At 50.7% G+C, this 16,658-nt stretch carries 12 protein-coding genes; 4 read left to right on the top strand and 8 right to left on the bottom strand.

The annotated features are described in order from the left end of the window. Nucleotides 1–2 precede the first annotated feature (2 nt). From arcC to ygeW, 5 genes are all read right to left on the bottom strand, one after another. On the bottom strand, nucleotides 3–935 hold the full coding sequence (gene arcC, locus BSPA111_RS00185; protein WP_183269209.1) for a carbamate kinase: 933 nt from the start codon (nucleotides 933–935) through the stop codon (nucleotides 3–5). Beyond that, nucleotides 932–2,323 carry a dihydropyrimidinase gene (gene hydA / locus BSPA111_RS00180; RefSeq protein ID WP_183269208.1) on the bottom strand — a complete coding sequence of 464 codons (1,392 nt, stop codon included), beginning with the start codon at nucleotides 2,321–2,323 and terminating at the stop codon, nucleotides 932–934. Before hydA ends, arcC begins: the two co-directional genes overlap by 4 nt. Nucleotides 2,324–2,390: 67 nt before the next feature. Continuing rightward, nucleotides 2,391–3,605, bottom strand: coding sequence for a YgeY family selenium metabolism-linked hydrolase (locus BSPA111_RS00175; protein WP_183269207.1), 1,215 nt, complete (start codon nucleotides 3,603–3,605; stop codon nucleotides 2,391–2,393). Next, on the bottom strand, nucleotides 3,598–4,812 hold the full coding sequence (dpaL, locus tag BSPA111_RS00170) for a diaminopropionate ammonia-lyase (RefSeq protein ID WP_183269206.1): 1,215 nt from the start codon (nucleotides 4,810–4,812) through the stop codon (nucleotides 3,598–3,600). The genes BSPA111_RS00175 and dpaL overlap by 8 nt, the downstream gene beginning before the upstream one ends. Before the next feature lie 24 nt (nucleotides 4,813–4,836). Beyond that, complete coding sequence (gene ygeW, locus BSPA111_RS00165) at nucleotides 4,837–6,024, bottom strand: knotted carbamoyltransferase YgeW (RefSeq protein ID WP_183269205.1); 1,188 nt, start codon at nucleotides 6,022–6,024, stop codon at nucleotides 4,837–4,839. Nucleotides 6,025–6,423: 399 nt separating this feature from the next. On the opposite strand from ygeW, the gene BSPA111_RS00160 reads away from it, so the two are divergent. Then, the gene (locus BSPA111_RS00160) at nucleotides 6,424–8,178 is read left to right on the top strand and encodes a sigma 54-interacting transcriptional regulator (protein ID WP_183270247.1); all 1,755 of its coding nucleotides are present in this window, start codon (nucleotides 6,424–6,426) and stop codon (nucleotides 8,176–8,178) included. Here BSPA111_RS00160 and BSPA111_RS00155 read toward each other — a convergent pair. From BSPA111_RS00155 to BSPA111_RS00145, 3 genes are read right to left on the bottom strand one after another with little or no spacing between them, the layout of a single operon-like run. Continuing rightward, nucleotides 8,175–8,771 (bottom strand): NTP transferase domain-containing protein, encoded by a 597-nt coding sequence (locus tag BSPA111_RS00155; RefSeq protein ID WP_183269204.1) that lies wholly within the window; start codon nucleotides 8,769–8,771, stop codon nucleotides 8,175–8,177. The genes BSPA111_RS00160 and BSPA111_RS00155 overlap by 4 nt on opposite strands. 41 nt (nucleotides 8,772–8,812) lie before the next feature. Beyond that, complete coding sequence (locus BSPA111_RS00150; protein ID WP_183269203.1) at nucleotides 8,813–9,277, bottom strand: (2Fe-2S)-binding protein; 465 nt, start codon at nucleotides 9,275–9,277, stop codon at nucleotides 8,813–8,815. A 13-nt stretch (nucleotides 9,278–9,290) separates the two neighbouring features. Continuing rightward, nucleotides 9,291–12,503 (bottom strand): molybdopterin cofactor-binding domain-containing protein, encoded by a 3,213-nt coding sequence (locus BSPA111_RS00145; RefSeq protein WP_183269202.1) that lies wholly within the window; start codon nucleotides 12,501–12,503, stop codon nucleotides 9,291–9,293. Between the two features lie 369 nt (nucleotides 12,504–12,872). Here BSPA111_RS00145 and aegA point away from each other — a divergent pair, with 369 nt between their 5' ends. The 3 genes from aegA to BSPA111_RS00130 all read left to right on the top strand — a co-directional run bounded on the left by aegA (nucleotide 12,873) and on the right by BSPA111_RS00130 (nucleotide 16,656). After that, a complete protein-coding gene (gene aegA, locus BSPA111_RS00140; RefSeq protein WP_183269201.1) occupies nucleotides 12,873–14,819 on the top strand; it encodes a formate-dependent uric acid utilization protein AegA in 1,947 nt (648 codons plus the stop codon). Beyond that, complete coding sequence (locus BSPA111_RS00135) at nucleotides 14,816–15,286, top strand: 4Fe-4S dicluster domain-containing protein (protein ID WP_183269200.1); 471 nt, start codon at nucleotides 14,816–14,818, stop codon at nucleotides 15,284–15,286. The genes aegA and BSPA111_RS00135 overlap by 4 nt, the downstream gene beginning before the upstream one ends. Before the next feature lie 173 nt (nucleotides 15,287–15,459). Beyond that, on the top strand, nucleotides 15,460–16,656 hold the full coding sequence (locus BSPA111_RS00130) for a sugar transporter (RefSeq protein WP_183269199.1): 1,197 nt from the start codon (nucleotides 15,460–15,462) through the stop codon (nucleotides 16,654–16,656). Nucleotides 16,657–16,658 lie beyond the last annotated feature (2 nt).

The raw sequence follows: 16,658 nt of genomic DNA, 5'->3' as shown, positions 1-16,658 counted from the left end.
ATCTACATATTGCGCAAGCGGGTGCCGGTCTTACCGGCAATCCCGTCACTGGCTTTTTCAAGAAGCGTAATAAGCGTTTCACGCCCGGGGGCCGATGCGGAAAAGTGCATAGCGGCTTCCACTTTTGGCAACATGGACCCTTTCGCAAACTGATCCTGTTCGATATAACGCTTAGCGTCGTCAACGGTAATGTTGTCCAGCCACTTCTGGTCAGGGCGATTAAAGTTAACGGCTACTTTTTCCACCGCAGTCAGAATGATCAGCATATCGGCATCAATCATTTCAGCCAGAACCGCGCTTGCCCAGTCTTTATCAATGACTGCGCTGGCACCTTTTAAATGGTTGCCCTGGCTGACAACCGGAATACCACCGCCGCCGACGGTAATCGCCACGTGACCGGCATCCAGAAGCGCTTTCACCGAATCTTTCTCGATAATATCCTTCGGTTTCGGAGAGGCCACAACGCGTCGCCATCCGCGACCAGAATCTTCGCGAACGTCCACGCCCTGCACCATCAGTTTCTCGGCTTCACTTTTGCTGTGGAACGAGCCAATGGGTTTGCTCGGTTCAATAAAGGCCGGGTCATGTTTATCTACCAGCACCTGAGTTATCAGCGTGGTCACCGGTTTGTTGATACATCTGTTCAACAACTCTTCACGTAAAGCATTTTGCAGATCGTAGCCGATGTATCCCTGGCTTAGTGCCACGCACACTGACATGGGTAATGTCTGGCTTCCATGCTGAAAAGCCGCCGCTTCAAAAGCCTGATGAATCATACCTACCTGTGGGCCGTTCCCGTGAGTAATGACCAGTTCATGCCCCTGGGCAATCAAATCGACAATCGCCTTTGCGGTAATTTTGACGGCGTGCATCTGCTGCTGTAGATCCTCACCGAGGGCATTGCCACCCAGCGCCAGTACAATTCTCTTTTTCATTTTAAATTCCTTGTGGTAAATGGCTTACGATGTAAAAAACGTCCATGCCCCGCATAACCTGTGAACACACCGTCGCACCACACTACCTTACCGCGTGACAGTGTCACGACGGGAATGCCACGCAATGCCATTCCTTCATAGGGTGAGTAATCCACGTTGTCGTGCAGGGATTCATGGCGAACGATGCCGGTCCTGTTCGGGTCAAACAATACGATGTCCGCGTCGGATCCCTCCTGAAGTGAGCCTTTTTGCGGCCACAGGCCAAATAATTTGGCTGGGTTGCTGCTACAGAGTTCGACAAAACGAGACGGGGTAATCCGACCCGTGGCAACGCCCTCGGTAAACATCAGCGACATACGGTTTTCAACTCCGGGCAAACCGTTTGGACAGCGAGTGAAATTACCGTTGGAAAGCGCAACGCGCTGGGAATATGGGAAGGTGCAATGGTCGGTGGCGATAGTGTCGATGGCTCCATCGAAAATCCCCTCCCAAAGCTGTTTCTGCTGGGCTTTATCACGCAAAGGTGGGCTGAGAATAAACTTCAGAGCATCCGGCTGGCGGTATTCATCTTCATCCAGCAGGAGATATTGTGGGCAGGTTTCAACCCAAACAGGCTGCCCTTTATGGCGAGCAGCACGCAATACATCCAGCCCTGCACCGTTTGACAGATGGACAATATAAAGCGGTGCGTTTCCTGCCAGTTGCGCAAGGTGAACGACTCGCGAAATTGCCTCCGTTTCGCAGGCAATTGGCCTACTACGGGCGTGCCAGATAGCTTGTGTTTTCCCTTCCTGCACAAATTGCTCAACACGGTAGCGAATGGCCGCATCATTTTCCGGATGAACGGTGACCAGCGCGCCGACGAGCTTCAGTTCACTGAGCGCTTTTAAGATGGCGGTGTCGTCAAGTTTGTACTGGTAGGTGAGATAAATTTTAAAGCTGCTGATGCCTTCATCCACCACCATTGAGGCCATTTCACTGAGAATATCCGCGTCGATATGCTGGATAACGCCATGAAAAGCATAATCAATGACGGCTTTTCCTGCTGCGTACTCGTGGTACTTTTCCAGTTGATGATGAAGGCTACAGCCTGTGGGGCCAAAACCCATGTGATCGATAATGGTGGTGGTCCCACCGCAGGCGGCTGCACGGGTGCCGGTAAAAAAATCATCGCAGCTGCGAGCCAGACCGACATCGATATTAAAATGGGTATGTACGTCAATGCCACCGGGCATGACCAGGCAACCGGAGGCGTCGATGATCTCTGTGTCATCGTCAGGCGTAATATGGCTTTCGCGCCTGGCTATCTTGCCATCTTCCAGCAGCAAATCCTGGCGATACTCGCCCCACTCATCTACAACGGTCCCGCCCTGGATTAAGCATTTCATCTTTAACCCTGCCGTGTTGGATAAACATAAAGCGGGTGAGAAACCCACCCGCTATGGCACTTCTTGTTTAATGCTTACGCTCGGCCAGATACATCAGAGGAATCGCGGCGTACATGGCAGCACAAGTCACCAGGTGGGCTTTCCAGGTTTTTTCATTCGGGGCATGCGCTTCTGGCTCTTTGCCTGGACCGAAGCCAATAACCGGAATGCCGTGGCGGCCCATAATAGAAACGCCATTCGTCGAGAAGGTCCATTTATCTACCACAGGATCTTTATTGAATAATCCCTGATAGGCCTGGCTGAGGGTTTTGACCGTAATATGGTCTTCTTCCACTTTCCAGGTTGGGAAATAGCATTCGGTAGGATAGACAAGGCCAGTCCAGGCCGGGCGTTCGTAGTTGTACATGCTAACGGTGGCTTTCGCGGCCTTCACGGCAGGCAGAGCGCGGATCTCTTCTAACGCGTTTTCCCAGCTTTCGCCCCAGGTCAGGCGACGGTCAATGGACACGGCACAGCTGTCTGCAACGGCGCAACGACTTGGTGAGGTGAAAAATATTTCTGAAACCGTGAGCGTGCCTTTGCCGAGGAAGTCGTCGTATTTAAGGTGGTTATTCAGTTCCTGCAACTCGCCAAGAATCGGCCCCATTTTGAAGATAGCGTTGTCGCCACGCTCTGGTGCGGAACCATGGCAGCTCACCCCGTGCACATCAACACGAATCTCCATGCGTCCGCGTTGCCCGCGGTAAATCTGGCAGTCTGTCGGTTCGGTACTGACGACAAATTCCGGGCGAATTTTCGATTGTTCAATAATGTACTGCCAGCACAGACCGTCGCAGTCTTCCTCCTGCACGGTCCCGGTGACCAACAGGGTGTAGTCGCCTTCCAGCCCCAGATCTTTAATGATTTTCCCGGCGTAAACCATGGAAGCCATTCCACCTTCCTGGTCTGATGAACCTCGACCGCCGATAATTTCGTCATCTTCCATCCCTTTGTACGGATCGAAGTCCCAGTTTTTGATATTGCCGATACCAACGGTGTCGATGTGCGCATCCATGGCAATCAAGTGTGGCCCATGGCCGATATAACCGAGGATATTGCCCATTGGGTCAATTTCAACTTTGTCGAAGCCCACCTTTTCCATTTCTTCTTTAATGCGGTGAACGACGCGTTTTTCATCACAACTTTCACTTGGGATAGCAATCATATCGCGCAAAAAACGGGTCATATCAGCTTTGTAATGTTCGGCTTTCGCGACGATGTCACTGAATGGAATTTTAGTCATTTTGATGCTCCTGATTGTTGCAACCTGAGATACTGTGTTTCCCTTCCCATACGACTTCCCGGTAATGCTGAACGTCGGTGTCTCCTTCGGTGCTAATCAGCAGAACGCGGGATTGTTCATTGAGACCGAGTCGTTGCATGAGGCTATTTTTTTCTGGGTGGAACATCACCGCAGCCAATACGCCCATAGTGACTGCGCCTGATTCTCCGGAGATGATTGCAGCATCACCAAGAAGCGGATTACCCAAAACGCGCATGCCCAAAGCGGCTACACGGTCGTCGCACGAGATGAACTGGTGTGAACAGTTGCGCAGTAATGGCCACCCGAGTGGATTAGGCTCACCGCAGGCCAGTCCCGCCATAATGGTGTTCATTTCGCCGCCTACTACGCTTAGGGTTCCACTACATCCTGAACGATAAATGCAATCGGCACGTTCGGGCTCTACGATGACGCTATGCAGCGCTTGCGCGCCATACACATCGACCAGATAGCCTAATACCCCAGCCGCCATAGCCCCGACACCGGCCTGCAAAAAGACATGTGTGGGGGGCTGAGGCATTTGCTCTACCGCTTCGACGGCAAGCGTAGCGTAACCTTGCATGATCCAGGTTGGGATCTGCGTATAACCTTCCCATGCAGTGTCCTGCACGACTTCCCAGCCGTGTTCGGCAGCAGTACGCATAGTCAGACGTACCGTATCGTCATAGTTCATGTCAGTGACGATGCATTCAGCACCCAGGCGGGTGATGTGATCGACGCGTTCCTGGGAAGAGCCCTTAGGCATGTAAATCACAGCATGTTGGCCAAGCTCTTTTGCTGCCCAGGCCACCCCACGACCGTGGTTACCGTCAGTTGTGGTAGCAAAGGTCATTTTTTCTTGTTTGGCATTTCGGCACTTTTCGAAAGAAAAGTGTTGAATGTCGAGGTGGTATTTTTCGCAGTACAGGCGAGCGATGGCGTACGCTCCGCCTAGCATTTTGAACGCGTTCAAACCGAAACGTTGGGACTCGTCTTTTACCCACACGTTCGCTACGCCGAGCTGGTTGGCAAAGCCACTGAGCGAATGCAAGGGCGTGGGTTGATAACCAGGTAATTGCTGATGAAAAGCCTTAGCCTGCAAGGCAGGCTCACGGGAAAACAGCGCCATACTTTCGCCGTTAAACCGGGAATTATCAGCAATCTTCATCGGAATCGAAAACCGAGACATCTCGTGCTCCTTGTTATCGTCGCATTATTTGATTCGTGGCTGTGCTTCACGCAACAGTTGCGCCAGAACGTCACCAGGGCGTGCGTATTTTCTTGCCAGAATCATGGCCGCGATGATGTATGGCTTCCAGCTCGCCTCTTTGTAAGTGGCAATGCGATAGCGTTCAAACACACTTTCTTCTACTTCGCCGGCCTCACAGGACACGCTGCTAATGTCTGCTGGCAGACAGTGCATATACAGCGCCTTGCCCCCTTTCGTACGCTTCATTAGCTCTTCCGTGCAGTGCCAGCCTTTGTGCAGAGCGTTTTGTTGCAGGCACGATTTTTCGAGGTCTTTAAGACCCTGGTCATCATTGGCATACAGAAGCTCGGTGCGTGTCTGCATGACCTGCCATGGCGCCCAGGATTTGGGATAAACGATATCCGCACCGCTAAAGGCTTCTTCCATGGAACTCACCTGGCGGAAGCTACCACCGCTTTCAGTTGCGTTCTTACGCGCAACGTCCAGCACGTCGGGTATCAGGTCATAGCCTTCCGGGTGAGCCAGGGTGACGTCCATACCGAAGCGAGTCATCAGACCGATAATGCCCTGAGGAACTGAAAGTGGTTTGCCGTAGCTAGGCGAATACGCCCATGTCATCGCGATTTTCTTGCCTTTGAGCTTATCTAACCCACCAAAATGCTCTTTCAGCCAGGCAAGATCCGCCATTGACTGAGTAGGATGGTCAATGTCGCATTGCAGGTTGATCAGCGCCGGACGCTGCGGCAGCACGCCTTGTGCAAAGCCATCATCAAGTGCTTCACCCACTTCGCGCATATAGGCATTGCCTGCGCCAAGATACATGTCGTCACGAATGCCGATGGCATCAGCGCAGAAGGAGATCATATTGGCGGTTTCACGTACCGTTTCACCGTGAGCAATTTGAGATTTACCCTCATCCAGGTCTTGCTGCGCCAGGCCTAGCAAATTCAGCGCCGAGGCATAAGAGAAACGCGTTCTGGTGGAGTTATCACGGAAAACGGAAATCCCCAGGCCACTTTGAAACACGCGGGTCGCCATATTTTCTGCCCGCATAGCCTTCAGCGCCTCAGCAATGCTCAGCACCTGCTGCAATTCGCTGTGTTTCTGCTCCCAGGTAAGTAGAAAATCTTTACTGTGAAGATCTGACGGTAGTCCATTAATTGTTTCAATTAACCCTGCAATTGAGTTCATGACACTTGACCTCTGTGATTGAAAATAGGTGCGAATTTCGCCGCATTCTGGCGCTGATAGAGAGCTAACAACATTCGTGCCAATCTCGGGTTTTAATGAACGACCCGTTTTAATATGTGAAGAAGATCGAGTTTTAATATGTAATCCAAAGAAATTGCTGATTCATTGAGAAGAAATAAAACTGAATGGTAGAAGACATGATGAATTAAAGGTGGAGCACAGTGGTAATGGAGCTTAAAAACCCGCTCAAAATGATAAATAAAAAAAGTTTCTCAATGTGATATGTATCAAAAGTTCAGATTCCCCTGGCGGAACCTGAAATGTGACGAGTTCAACCCTGAAATACAGGTATCACTTATGTCAGAGAAGAAAGCAGCCCATAAAAACATGGGAACATTAATGCGGGTACAGCCCACGGTGGCTCATTTCACCCAATTATTACACCGGGTTTTATTGCTGGAAGTTGAGGTTATTGATAATCATTTCGTTCGCGTAGCCGGAACAGGAATATACGGCAGCGGGCTGGGTGAAATTCCCGAAACGAATAACCAGTTGTTGCGTTCCGTTATTGAAACCGGGAAAGAAAAAGTGGTTCTCCACTCGAAACTAGACCCACTTTGTTCAGAGTGTAAAGGCCGCGACGGTTGCCATGAACTGGCGTTTATCGGCGTTCCTGTTCTGCATGACAATGTCTGTCTGGGGGTCATTAGCCTGATTGCTACCAACCAGGATCAGCATCAACGTTTGTGTGATAACAGTCAGATGTTTATCCAATACATCAAGCATATTTCAACATTGGTTATCAATAACCTGGCCAAAACCAATGTGATAAACGAAAGCGATACTCGCCTTTTCTCAAGGCTTATCATGGCAATGGATCAGGGGGTGGTCGTTCTTGATGATAAAAACCGTGTTGTACGCTGTAACGAAAATGCGCTGAAATACCTGGCAATTACAGAAGATCATCTGGTTGGACGGGAAATGGATCTACAACCCCTGACTAGCTCTGTAAATGCTGAATTCGACTATGTTCAGTATCGCTTGCAATGTAACCAGCTCCATAAAACCGTCACCTGCCAACTTCACCTTATTGAAAATCACCGATTATTGTTATTTGCTTTCCACCAGTCTCATCTTAAAGACAACGAAAACGAACAAAACAAAGAAACAAATATCGAACACGTTATCGGTGATTCATGCCAAATGCAGGTAGTAAAACGCCTGATTACTCAGGTGGCGAATAGCCCTTCGAGTATTATGGTGACAGGAGAGAGTGGTACGGGAAAAGAAGTAGTTGCCAGAGCAATTCATCGCCTAAGCCCACGTCAGGCAAATCCTTTTATTGCCATAAATTGCGCCGCCATTCCCGAAAACCTGCTCGAAAGCGAGTTGTTTGGCTACACAAAAGGAGCATTTACCGGTGCCGCACCGGGAGGGAAAATAGGCCTTATTCAGTCCGCTAACGGTGGGACATTATTTCTGGATGAAATTGGCGACATGCCACTTATATTACAGGCCAAGCTATTGCGTGTGTTAGAAACGCGCGAACTACAGCCTGTAGGCTCCAGTCAATATATTAAAGTTGATATTCGCGTTATTTCCGCCACCAATCAGAAACTGGATCAAAAAATAGAGGATGGCCAGTTCCGTGAAGATCTCTTTTACCGCCTGAATGTGATCCCGGTTCCCTTACCTCCCCTACGTGAACGACGGGGTGATATAGAGATGCTAATGCACTTTTTCCTTAATTTGCACACACAACGTATTGGCCGGGCCTACCCAGGCGTTAGCGAGGAAGTCATTAATGCATTTTTGCATTATCGCTGGCCTGGAAATGTACGCGAATTGAGTAACCTGATGGAGTATTTGGTCAATATTGTCCCTACGGGCTCGGTTATCGATCGTGCGATGCTCCCCCCCTCTTTTCACTCAGCTCCCGTCAGGCTTCCTGTTCATACCCATACCCAGGAAAATACAGCCAGTAATGGTGCAAATCTGAAATCCATTGAAAAGACGCTGATCGAAGAGGCGTTGATTCGCCAAACAAACAAGCGCCTGATTGCCGAAGAGTTGGGAATCGGCATCGCCACGTTATACCGTAAAATTAAGAAATATGGGCTAGAAGCGCTGGATGCGAAAAGCAATAGCCTCTAACCGTATACTTTTTCTGGCTTGCACCATTCGGCTGCAAGCTTTTGATACTGTACCGGCGTGTCCACATCTTCATGGATAGCCGGTTCATCCACCTCGATACTCCGCCGACCAAAAGTTTGCATTAACGACTTTAGCATCCCGTTGGCTGGGGTTGCGAGAATGGCTCCGCGCATAGAACCCGGCAATAACGCAGGATGGCCACGGTAACTTGCAAATTCGGGCACACAGCAATAGGGCCCACGTGATTCCCACAGCGTGGCATAAACCGCAGGACTGATCGTCGGCATATCACCTAATGCCAGGAAAAAATGTTGTCCGTGCGTCTGAGCGATTCCGCATTGCACTGAAGAGAACATTCCTTGCTGAAAATCGGGATTGTAGGCCAGTGTCACGCCGGGATGATTGCCATAACGAACATGAAGTTCATCCGCCCGATGGCCCGTCACCAGAATCACTCGTTCACAAAACCCTAGAGCGTGTTCAATCGCGCTATCCAGTACTGTGCCCTCGTCCCATGGGAGCATCATTTTCCACGCGCCCATTCTGCTCGAAAGCCCTGCCGCCAACATAACGCACTCTGGTTTGTCTTCCATCGCACACCTCGAAAAAAGGCCCCTGAAACGGGGCCAATGAATTATCCAACAGACTTCAGGACGGCTTTTATAGATTTAATCACGGGGTGGTAACCCGTACAGCGACACAGATTGCCTTCAAGCGCTTCACAGATTTCATCGTCTGAAGGATTAGGGTTACTGTCGAGCAACGCTTTGCTGCTCATCAGTATTCCCGGGGTGCAGTATCCACACTGCGTCCCCCCGTGGCGTACGAAGGCATTCTGTAGTTTTAAGCCTATAGGTTCATGATGTAGCGCTTCGACGGTCGAGATTTCAGCCCCCTCACACTGCACCGCCAGCACCAGACACGAACAGACGGCTTTACCATTCATAATGATGGTGCAGGCTCCACACTCACCCACCGAACATCCTTCTTTGGTGCCGGTGAGACGCAGATCCTCACGTAAAAAATCAACTAAACGGCGGTTATCGCTCACTTCACGGCTCACACGGATACCGTTAACTTTCAGCTCTATCGTTTTCATTTTTTTATCCTGCTCACTTTCTTTCGTTCAGCAACTCGCCCAACATCTGGCGGAACATGTCGAGATAGACCGGCATTTTGTATGCCGCTGACCAACGCTTGCCTATCGCAGCCTCCATCTTCTGATTAAGGGCTTCCGCCGCATCTTCGATGGTCTGTGCTGAAAGCACTTTACCCATGAGGCAATTTTCGACTTCGTACAACCGCTGTGGCTTACTGAACAGCGCGCCATCCACCAGTCGGCAAAACGCCAGCTTACCTTGGCTATCCAGGCTGAATTGCCCAGTCAAACTCTGGCGAGTAATGTTCAGCGCGTTTCGGCGCCCCAATTGCAGATAGCGATACTGCTGAATTTCAGGCTGTGGTTTGGGAATGAGCACCCGCGTCAGCAATTCTCCAGGTTGCAGACTTGTGCGATAACCCGCTTCTATAAAGTGACTTAACGGTAGATAGCGAATTCCTGATGAGGATTGCAGCTCCACCTCAGCATCCAGAATGATCAACGGAGGCACTGAGTCCGCACATGGTGCGGCATTGACAATATTGCCTCCAATGGTTGCGCGGTTTCGCAATTGCAGCGAGCCTATAGTGCGACAGGCGGTGACCAGCACGGGATAACGTTCGCGAACGGCTGGATGGGCGACAAGATCGCTAAAGCAGACCGCAGCACCAATCACTAAGCCGCCGTCAGCTTCTACAATCTGGCTAAGTTCTTTCAGGCCTGAAATATTCACCAGTTTAAGATTGCTGACCTGCATCCTCGCCTGCACCAGTTGATCAGTCCCCCCGGCAATCGCCATTGCGCCGGGTTCTTGCATGGCTTGCAGGGCATCATTGAGTGAAGACGGTGTACAGACGGTGAGATTGTTGAGCCGTAGCGTTTGTTTTTTCTCACCTTGCTCGCCCTGAAGTTCACTTTGGCGCTCTGGTTTTTTCAGGTTGTAGCCCAGGCGAACTTGCTCAAGGGTGAGTGGGATCTGGCGATTCCAGCGATCCAGTGCAAAGCTCACCGCGTTGTTCAACGCAGCCGCCCCCAGTTCCAGCACGGGCTCACCAATCACTTTCGCGCCATAAGGACCGGCTTTATCGTGGTTTTCCACGGTAATAACCGTTATCGGTGGAACATCTTTGATGGTTGGCAGCAGGTAGGTATCAAAGTTTTCAGATTTCACTTCACCATGGGCAATATTGAAATCTTCCAGCATGCCGTAGCCAATCATCCCTTGAACCACGCCGCCGTAGACTTGCCCTTCAATGCCAACGCGATTGATCACTTTACCTACATCATGCACCGCAGTGATGTGGTTGAGTGTTATTTTGCCAGTGCGCGTGTCCACTGCGACATCTGCAATCTGGCAGCCGTAGACCCAAGTGAAGTACGGGCTACCGGAGCCTTTATGCTCATCCCAATGAATGTCCGGGGCCACGTGCCAGCCATAGGCAGAAAGATTTTCGCCCGCAGCTTTGGTTTTACCAACGACATCATTAAATGAAAGACGCAGGTCCGGCTGCTGCCGGTTATAGACCTCACCGTTTTCCCAATTCAGTTCATCCACTGAGCTGGCATTTAAAGCTTTGCCGACCACCTTTACCATTCTGCACTTCAGCTTATTGGCAGCACTCAGCACTGCCTGCCCTCCCATCAGCGTGCCGCGCGATGCAACCGTTGAGCCACCATCGGCGATCATTGCCGTCGCGGGATCGGTAAACATTACTTGTTCAAGCGGAAGACCGAAGGCTTCAGCAGCAATCAACGACATGGTCGTTTGCAACCCCTGGCCGTTTTCTGACACAGAGGTGGAGATGTTAAGGCTACAATCAGCGTTTATTTGAATCAGCGCGGATGAGGCATCCAGCCCTTCGGCGCCAAGAGAGCAACCACGGTGGCTTAAAGCCAGGCCAATACCGTATTTTACTGGATTGTTTTGGGCGTTTAGACGCTGGTAGTGATCCCGTTTGGCACAGAACTCTGCACTGTTCAGCGCCCGGTCCAGTACCTCTTCGGCAGAAACGGTGTGTTCGCTAAAGACCTGCCCGGCCATGCTGGTATCGTTTTGCTTCAGCACATTTCGACGGCGAAGTTCTACCGGCGAAATTTTAAAGGTGGCAGCCACTTCATCCATCAGCGATTCGTTGGCAAAAATGACCTGCGGCGCACCGTAGCCACGGTATGCGGAAGTGTAATTGTTGTTGGTATAGACGCCTGTGACATCAACCCTGACGTTGGGGATATTATAAGGGCCTGCGGCCTGCACTGAACTCCGCCAGGTCACAAAAATAGTTTGGCCTGCGTAACTGCCGCCATCCGCAATGATATCTATTTTTATCGCCTGAATACGCGCATCGTCATCCAACCCTATTTTGTATTTCATCTTATAAGGATGGCGCTTATAACTTTCGCGCATAGACTGTTCGCGATTATATGTGAATTTAACCGGGCGCCCGGTCAGAGTAGTTAATAATGCCGCACGGCAGGCAAGATGATCGATAATATCATCCTTGCCGCCAAATGAACCACCCAGCACGGAACGCTTAACGTTAACCTTAGACTGCGGCAATCCAAGATATTTAGCGACAAGGCCACGAACGCGGTGCGCATTCTGAATAGAACCTGCAATAGTAATAATTTGTTCGTTAGGATCTAAATAGCTGATGATCGATTCAGGTTCTATATATGCGTGCTCCTGAAAACCGACTTCATATTCACGTTCAAATATATGTGTAGAGGCAGCGAACCCGGCGTCAATATCACCTTTTACCGTATGATGACGATTGATAACGTTGCTTTCACTGTCGCAATGGATCAACCGTGCACCCGGTGCGAGGGCTTCTTGTGGATCGGTTATCGGGGTGTATTGCGTGTAGGTTGCGCTGATTTTGTCAGCCGCCAGGCATGCGGCCTCGTAGGTTTCAGCCGCAATAATCGCAATCACGTCCCCTCGGAAGGCGATTTCATCTTTCGCAATCGGCGGGTAGTCTGGAATAATGACGCCTATTTTTTCGACACCTTTGACATCCTTAGCGGTGGCAATGTACACCACACCGGGGATTTTTTGTGCTTCACTGATATCGAGAGTTTCAAGGCGACCCGCAGCAATATCCGCGTAACGACAAACCCCGTAAAGCATACCCTGCATGACGATATCATCGCCGTAAATAGCGCTTCCTTTGACTTTTGCTACACCGTCAACGCGCGGGACTTCAGTGCCTACCAGCGTTGTATCCATACCATTCTCCATAATAAGAATAGAACTAATGTGAGTATCTTAAACGGTTAGTAATAAGCAAAGGCTGTGCCAGCACAGGTAAGAAATAAAAACACGAGTAATTTTTGCGAGCTGAATTCAAAAATTGAAAACATCTACTGTGAAATCACGCAGGCGATACAGTGGGCATTAAATAAATAGCATGCAGAGGATTAGATAATTATCAAACTGATAATTATCATCAAGCAGGTGGTAAAACCTGGCGATTAATAAAGGTGAATAAATATAGTTTTGCGAAGCACCTCTCATTATCGTTTTTACTTTCGGTTGTTTAATTTTTTGTGCACCTTTTTTGCATCATCGTGGCAAAACGCAAATCAGGAAGAAAACATGAACCGTTTTGTCATTGCGAATACCTGTGATTGTATTGGGTGCAAATCTTGCGAAATAGCCTGCATGTTGGCTCATAATGAACAACGTTACCCTGAGCCAGGGCAGCATCTGCAATCTCGCGTCACGGTGGTTAATACGGGTAGCGCGTCAACTGCCGTTATGTGCCATCAATGTGATAATGCGCCATGTGTAGCGAGCTGCCCTACCGCCGCGCTGGTTTATCAAAATGATCATGTCGTTCTTGATGAGAAACACTGTATCGGGTGTAAAAGTTGCATCCTCGCGTGCCCGTTTGGCGTGATAAGCCTAACGACCAACGACCATTCCATCGCCCAAAAATGTGATTTATGTGAACAAAAAAACAGTGCCAGCGGCCCTGCCTGTGTCAACGTCTGCCCGACTAATGCCTTGCAGCTTGTCACCCAGAAACAGCTCACTCAAATTCGTCACAAACGGCAGCAAGAGACACTCCCAGGCCTGCGCGCGGCACGGCAAACCGGCCGTGACAAACTGCTGCTCAGCCCAAAAAGAAGCGATCCGGATAAATTACCGGCCAACGAGCGACGCCACCATTTCCAGGAGATCTATCAGCCCTTTAAACCGGAACAAACATGCCAGGCTGGTGAGCGCTGTCTGGAATGCGCCGACCATGCCAACTGCCGCTGGACATGCCCTCTGCATAATGCCATCCCGGAACTTATTCGTCTGGCAAAACAGGGGCGTATCAACGAGGCCGTGGAGCTTTCTCACCGAACCAGCAGCATACCTGAAGTTTGTGGGCGCGTTTGCCCACAGGACCGGTTGTGCGAGGGTTCCTGCACACTTGAGGGCAACAGCGGATCGGTCACCATTGGGTGCATAGAGAAATACATCACTGACACCGCGTTAAAGGCGGGTTGGCGCCCGGATCTTAGCGGTGTTCGGCAGCGATCAGAACGCGTTGCAATCATTGGCGCGGGCCCGGCGGGATTAGCCTGCGCAGACGTACTTGCGCGGCACGGCGTGAAAGCGGTGGTTTACGATCGCCATCCAGAAATTGGCGGCCTGCTGACGTTTGGCATCCCCTCCTTCAAACTTGATAAGCAAGTGTTAGCAACGCGCAGAGAAATATTCACCGGCATGGGCATTGAGTTCGTGCTCAACTGTGAAATTGGTCGGGATATCAGCTTCAGCCAGGTGATTGAGGAAAACGACGCGGTGTTTATCGCCCCAGGCACTTATCAGTCAATGATTGCAGGGCTTGAGAATGAGGATGCAACAGGCGTGCTAGAAGCGTTGCCCTATTTGATAGCCAATACCCGCAATGTGATGAATATCGCCGAAGATCCTGAAAACCCGTTTGTTACGCTCAAAGGCAAACGCGTGGTGGTGCTCGGTGGTGGAGACACGGCAATGGATTGCTTGCGAACCGCCGTGCGTCAGGGCGCGACAGCGGTAACTTGCGCCTACCGGCGTGATGAAGCCAATATGCCTGGCTCACGTAAAGAAGTAAAAAATGCACGTGAAGAAGGCGTGGAATTTCAGTTTAACATCCAGCCGCAACGCATCGTGCTGGATAAAAAAGGGGCAGTAGCGGGAATCGAAATGCTACTGACCGAACTTGGCGAAATGGATGCCAGTGGACGCAGACGCCCTAAAATCATCAAAGGCTCAGAGTTTATTATTGAAGCCGATGCACTCATTGTCGCATTTGGTTTCCAGGCTCATGCCATGCCATGGCTGAAAGAAGGCCACGTAGAATGCGATAAGTGGGGACAAATTCGCATAGGCGTAAACTCTCGCTACCCAGGACAGACCACAAACCCACGCGTTTTTGCCGGAGGAGATGCCGTGCGCGGTGCAGATCTGGTGGTAACAGCAATGGTCGATGGCCGCCGCGCTGCTACGGATATTATTGATATGCTCGACTGCGAGCAGGCGAAAGCGACGAAGGCAGCATCATGAAAACAGCTTACATTCATGTTGAGACACAGCGCTGTATCGGCTGCCGCACGTGTGAAGTTAGCTGTGCGGTTAACCATCAGTCCGACGCGCACAAAGATTTTTCTCCCCGCCTGCGCGTTTACAAAACGAGTGACATCAGTTCCCCTGCCGTATGTCACCAGTGCGAAAGTGCGCCCTGCGCAAGCGCCTGTCCTACCGGAGCGCTGAGTAAGCGAAATGGGATAATTGCAGCGGATGAAGCACTGTGCATCGGGTGCAAAAGTTGCATTATGGCCTGCCCGTTCGGTGCCGTAGATGTGGTTGGGGAAGCGGTAGCGCCACAAAAAATCGCGCTATTAAAATGTGATATGTGCCAGCATGACCCTCAAGGCCCAGCTTGTGTGAGCGTTTGCCCGACCGATGCCCTTAGCATTATGACGCCAGAGAGATTAGAGCAACTCTCCATACAAAAACGCCACGCTGTTTAAAGTATTACGGGGCGGTGCATCTGCCCCGTATTCCCCCTGAATTAACAACGGCCTTTCATACGATATCAGCACAAAAAACGAGATATAAATCACAATACCGGTTGTACACCCGGATCGATGGTTTTATGATCGCCTCCTCTCCATACTTTTACTGACCAGCGCGAAACCCATTTATGACCATAAGCAACGTATCACGCAAAACGGCGTGGTTACGCGTCGTTACGCTCGCTGTCGCGGCCTTTATTTTTAACACCACGGAATTTGTCCCAGTCGGTTTGCTGTCAGACATCGCCGATAGTTTTGGCATGCAAACAGCGCAAGTCGGGATCATGCTGACTATCTACGCCTGGGTAGTGGCGCTGATGTCCCTGCCCTTTATGCTCTTGACCAGCCAGGTCGAACGAAAGCGGCTATTAATCAGCATTTTTATCTTGTTTATCGCAAGCCACGTACTCTCTTTTGTGGCCTGGAGTTTTACCGTGTTGGTGATTAGCCGCATCGGTATCGCATTTGCCCACGCGATTTTCTGGTCGATTACCGCGTCGCTGGCGATTCGTATGGCACCCGCAGGCAAAAAAGCGCAGGCGCTGAGTTTGATTGCCACCGGCACAGCGCTTGCGATGGTACTGGGTTTGCCGCTTGGGCGTATTGTCGGGCAGTATTTCGGCTGGCGCACCACCTTCTTCGCCATTGGCGTTATCGCGGCCATCACGCTGTTCTGTGTGATGAAACTGCTGCCTAAATTACCCAGCGAGCATTCAGGTTCGCTAAAAAGTTTGCCGCTGCTGTTCAAGCGACCCGCGTTAGTCAGCTTATACGCATTGGTTGCGGTGGTCGTTACCGCACATTACACCGCTTACAGTTACATTGAGCCGTTTGTGCAAACCGTGGCCGGATTGAGCGCCAATATGGCTACCTTCCTGCTGTTGGTCCTGGGGGGCGCGGGGATTATTGGCAGCGTGATGTTTGGTAAATTGGGGAATCGGCACTCATCCACGCTCGTCAGTGGCTCTGTCGGTTTATTAGTGCTGTGCCTTGCGTTGCTGTTGCCTGCCGCACAAAGCACCGCTTACCTCACGTTGTTATGCCTGTTCTGGGGTGTCGCGATAATGGTCATCACCCTCGGCATGCAGGTTAAAGTGCTGGCGCTGGCACCTGACGCAACCGATGTATCAATGGCGTTATTCTCGGGGATTTTTAATATCGGGATTGGTGCGGGGGCGTTGGTGGGTAATCAGGTGAGTTTGCATTTTGATATGTCCAGCATCGGTCTGGTCGGTGCGGTTCCTGCACTGGTTGCGCTTATCGGCTCGGTGTTAATCTTCCGCCGCTGGCCGGTATCGTTAGAAGAAAAGCCGCAGCACAGTTAATG

It is taken from the genome of Buttiauxella sp. A111, from assembly GCF_014189855.1.
Taxonomy (GTDB): domain Bacteria; phylum Pseudomonadota; class Gammaproteobacteria; order Enterobacterales; family Enterobacteriaceae; genus Buttiauxella; species Buttiauxella selenatireducens.
The sequence above is the reverse complement of the archived record's forward strand: the minus strand, read 5'-3'. Positions and strand labels throughout refer to the sequence as shown.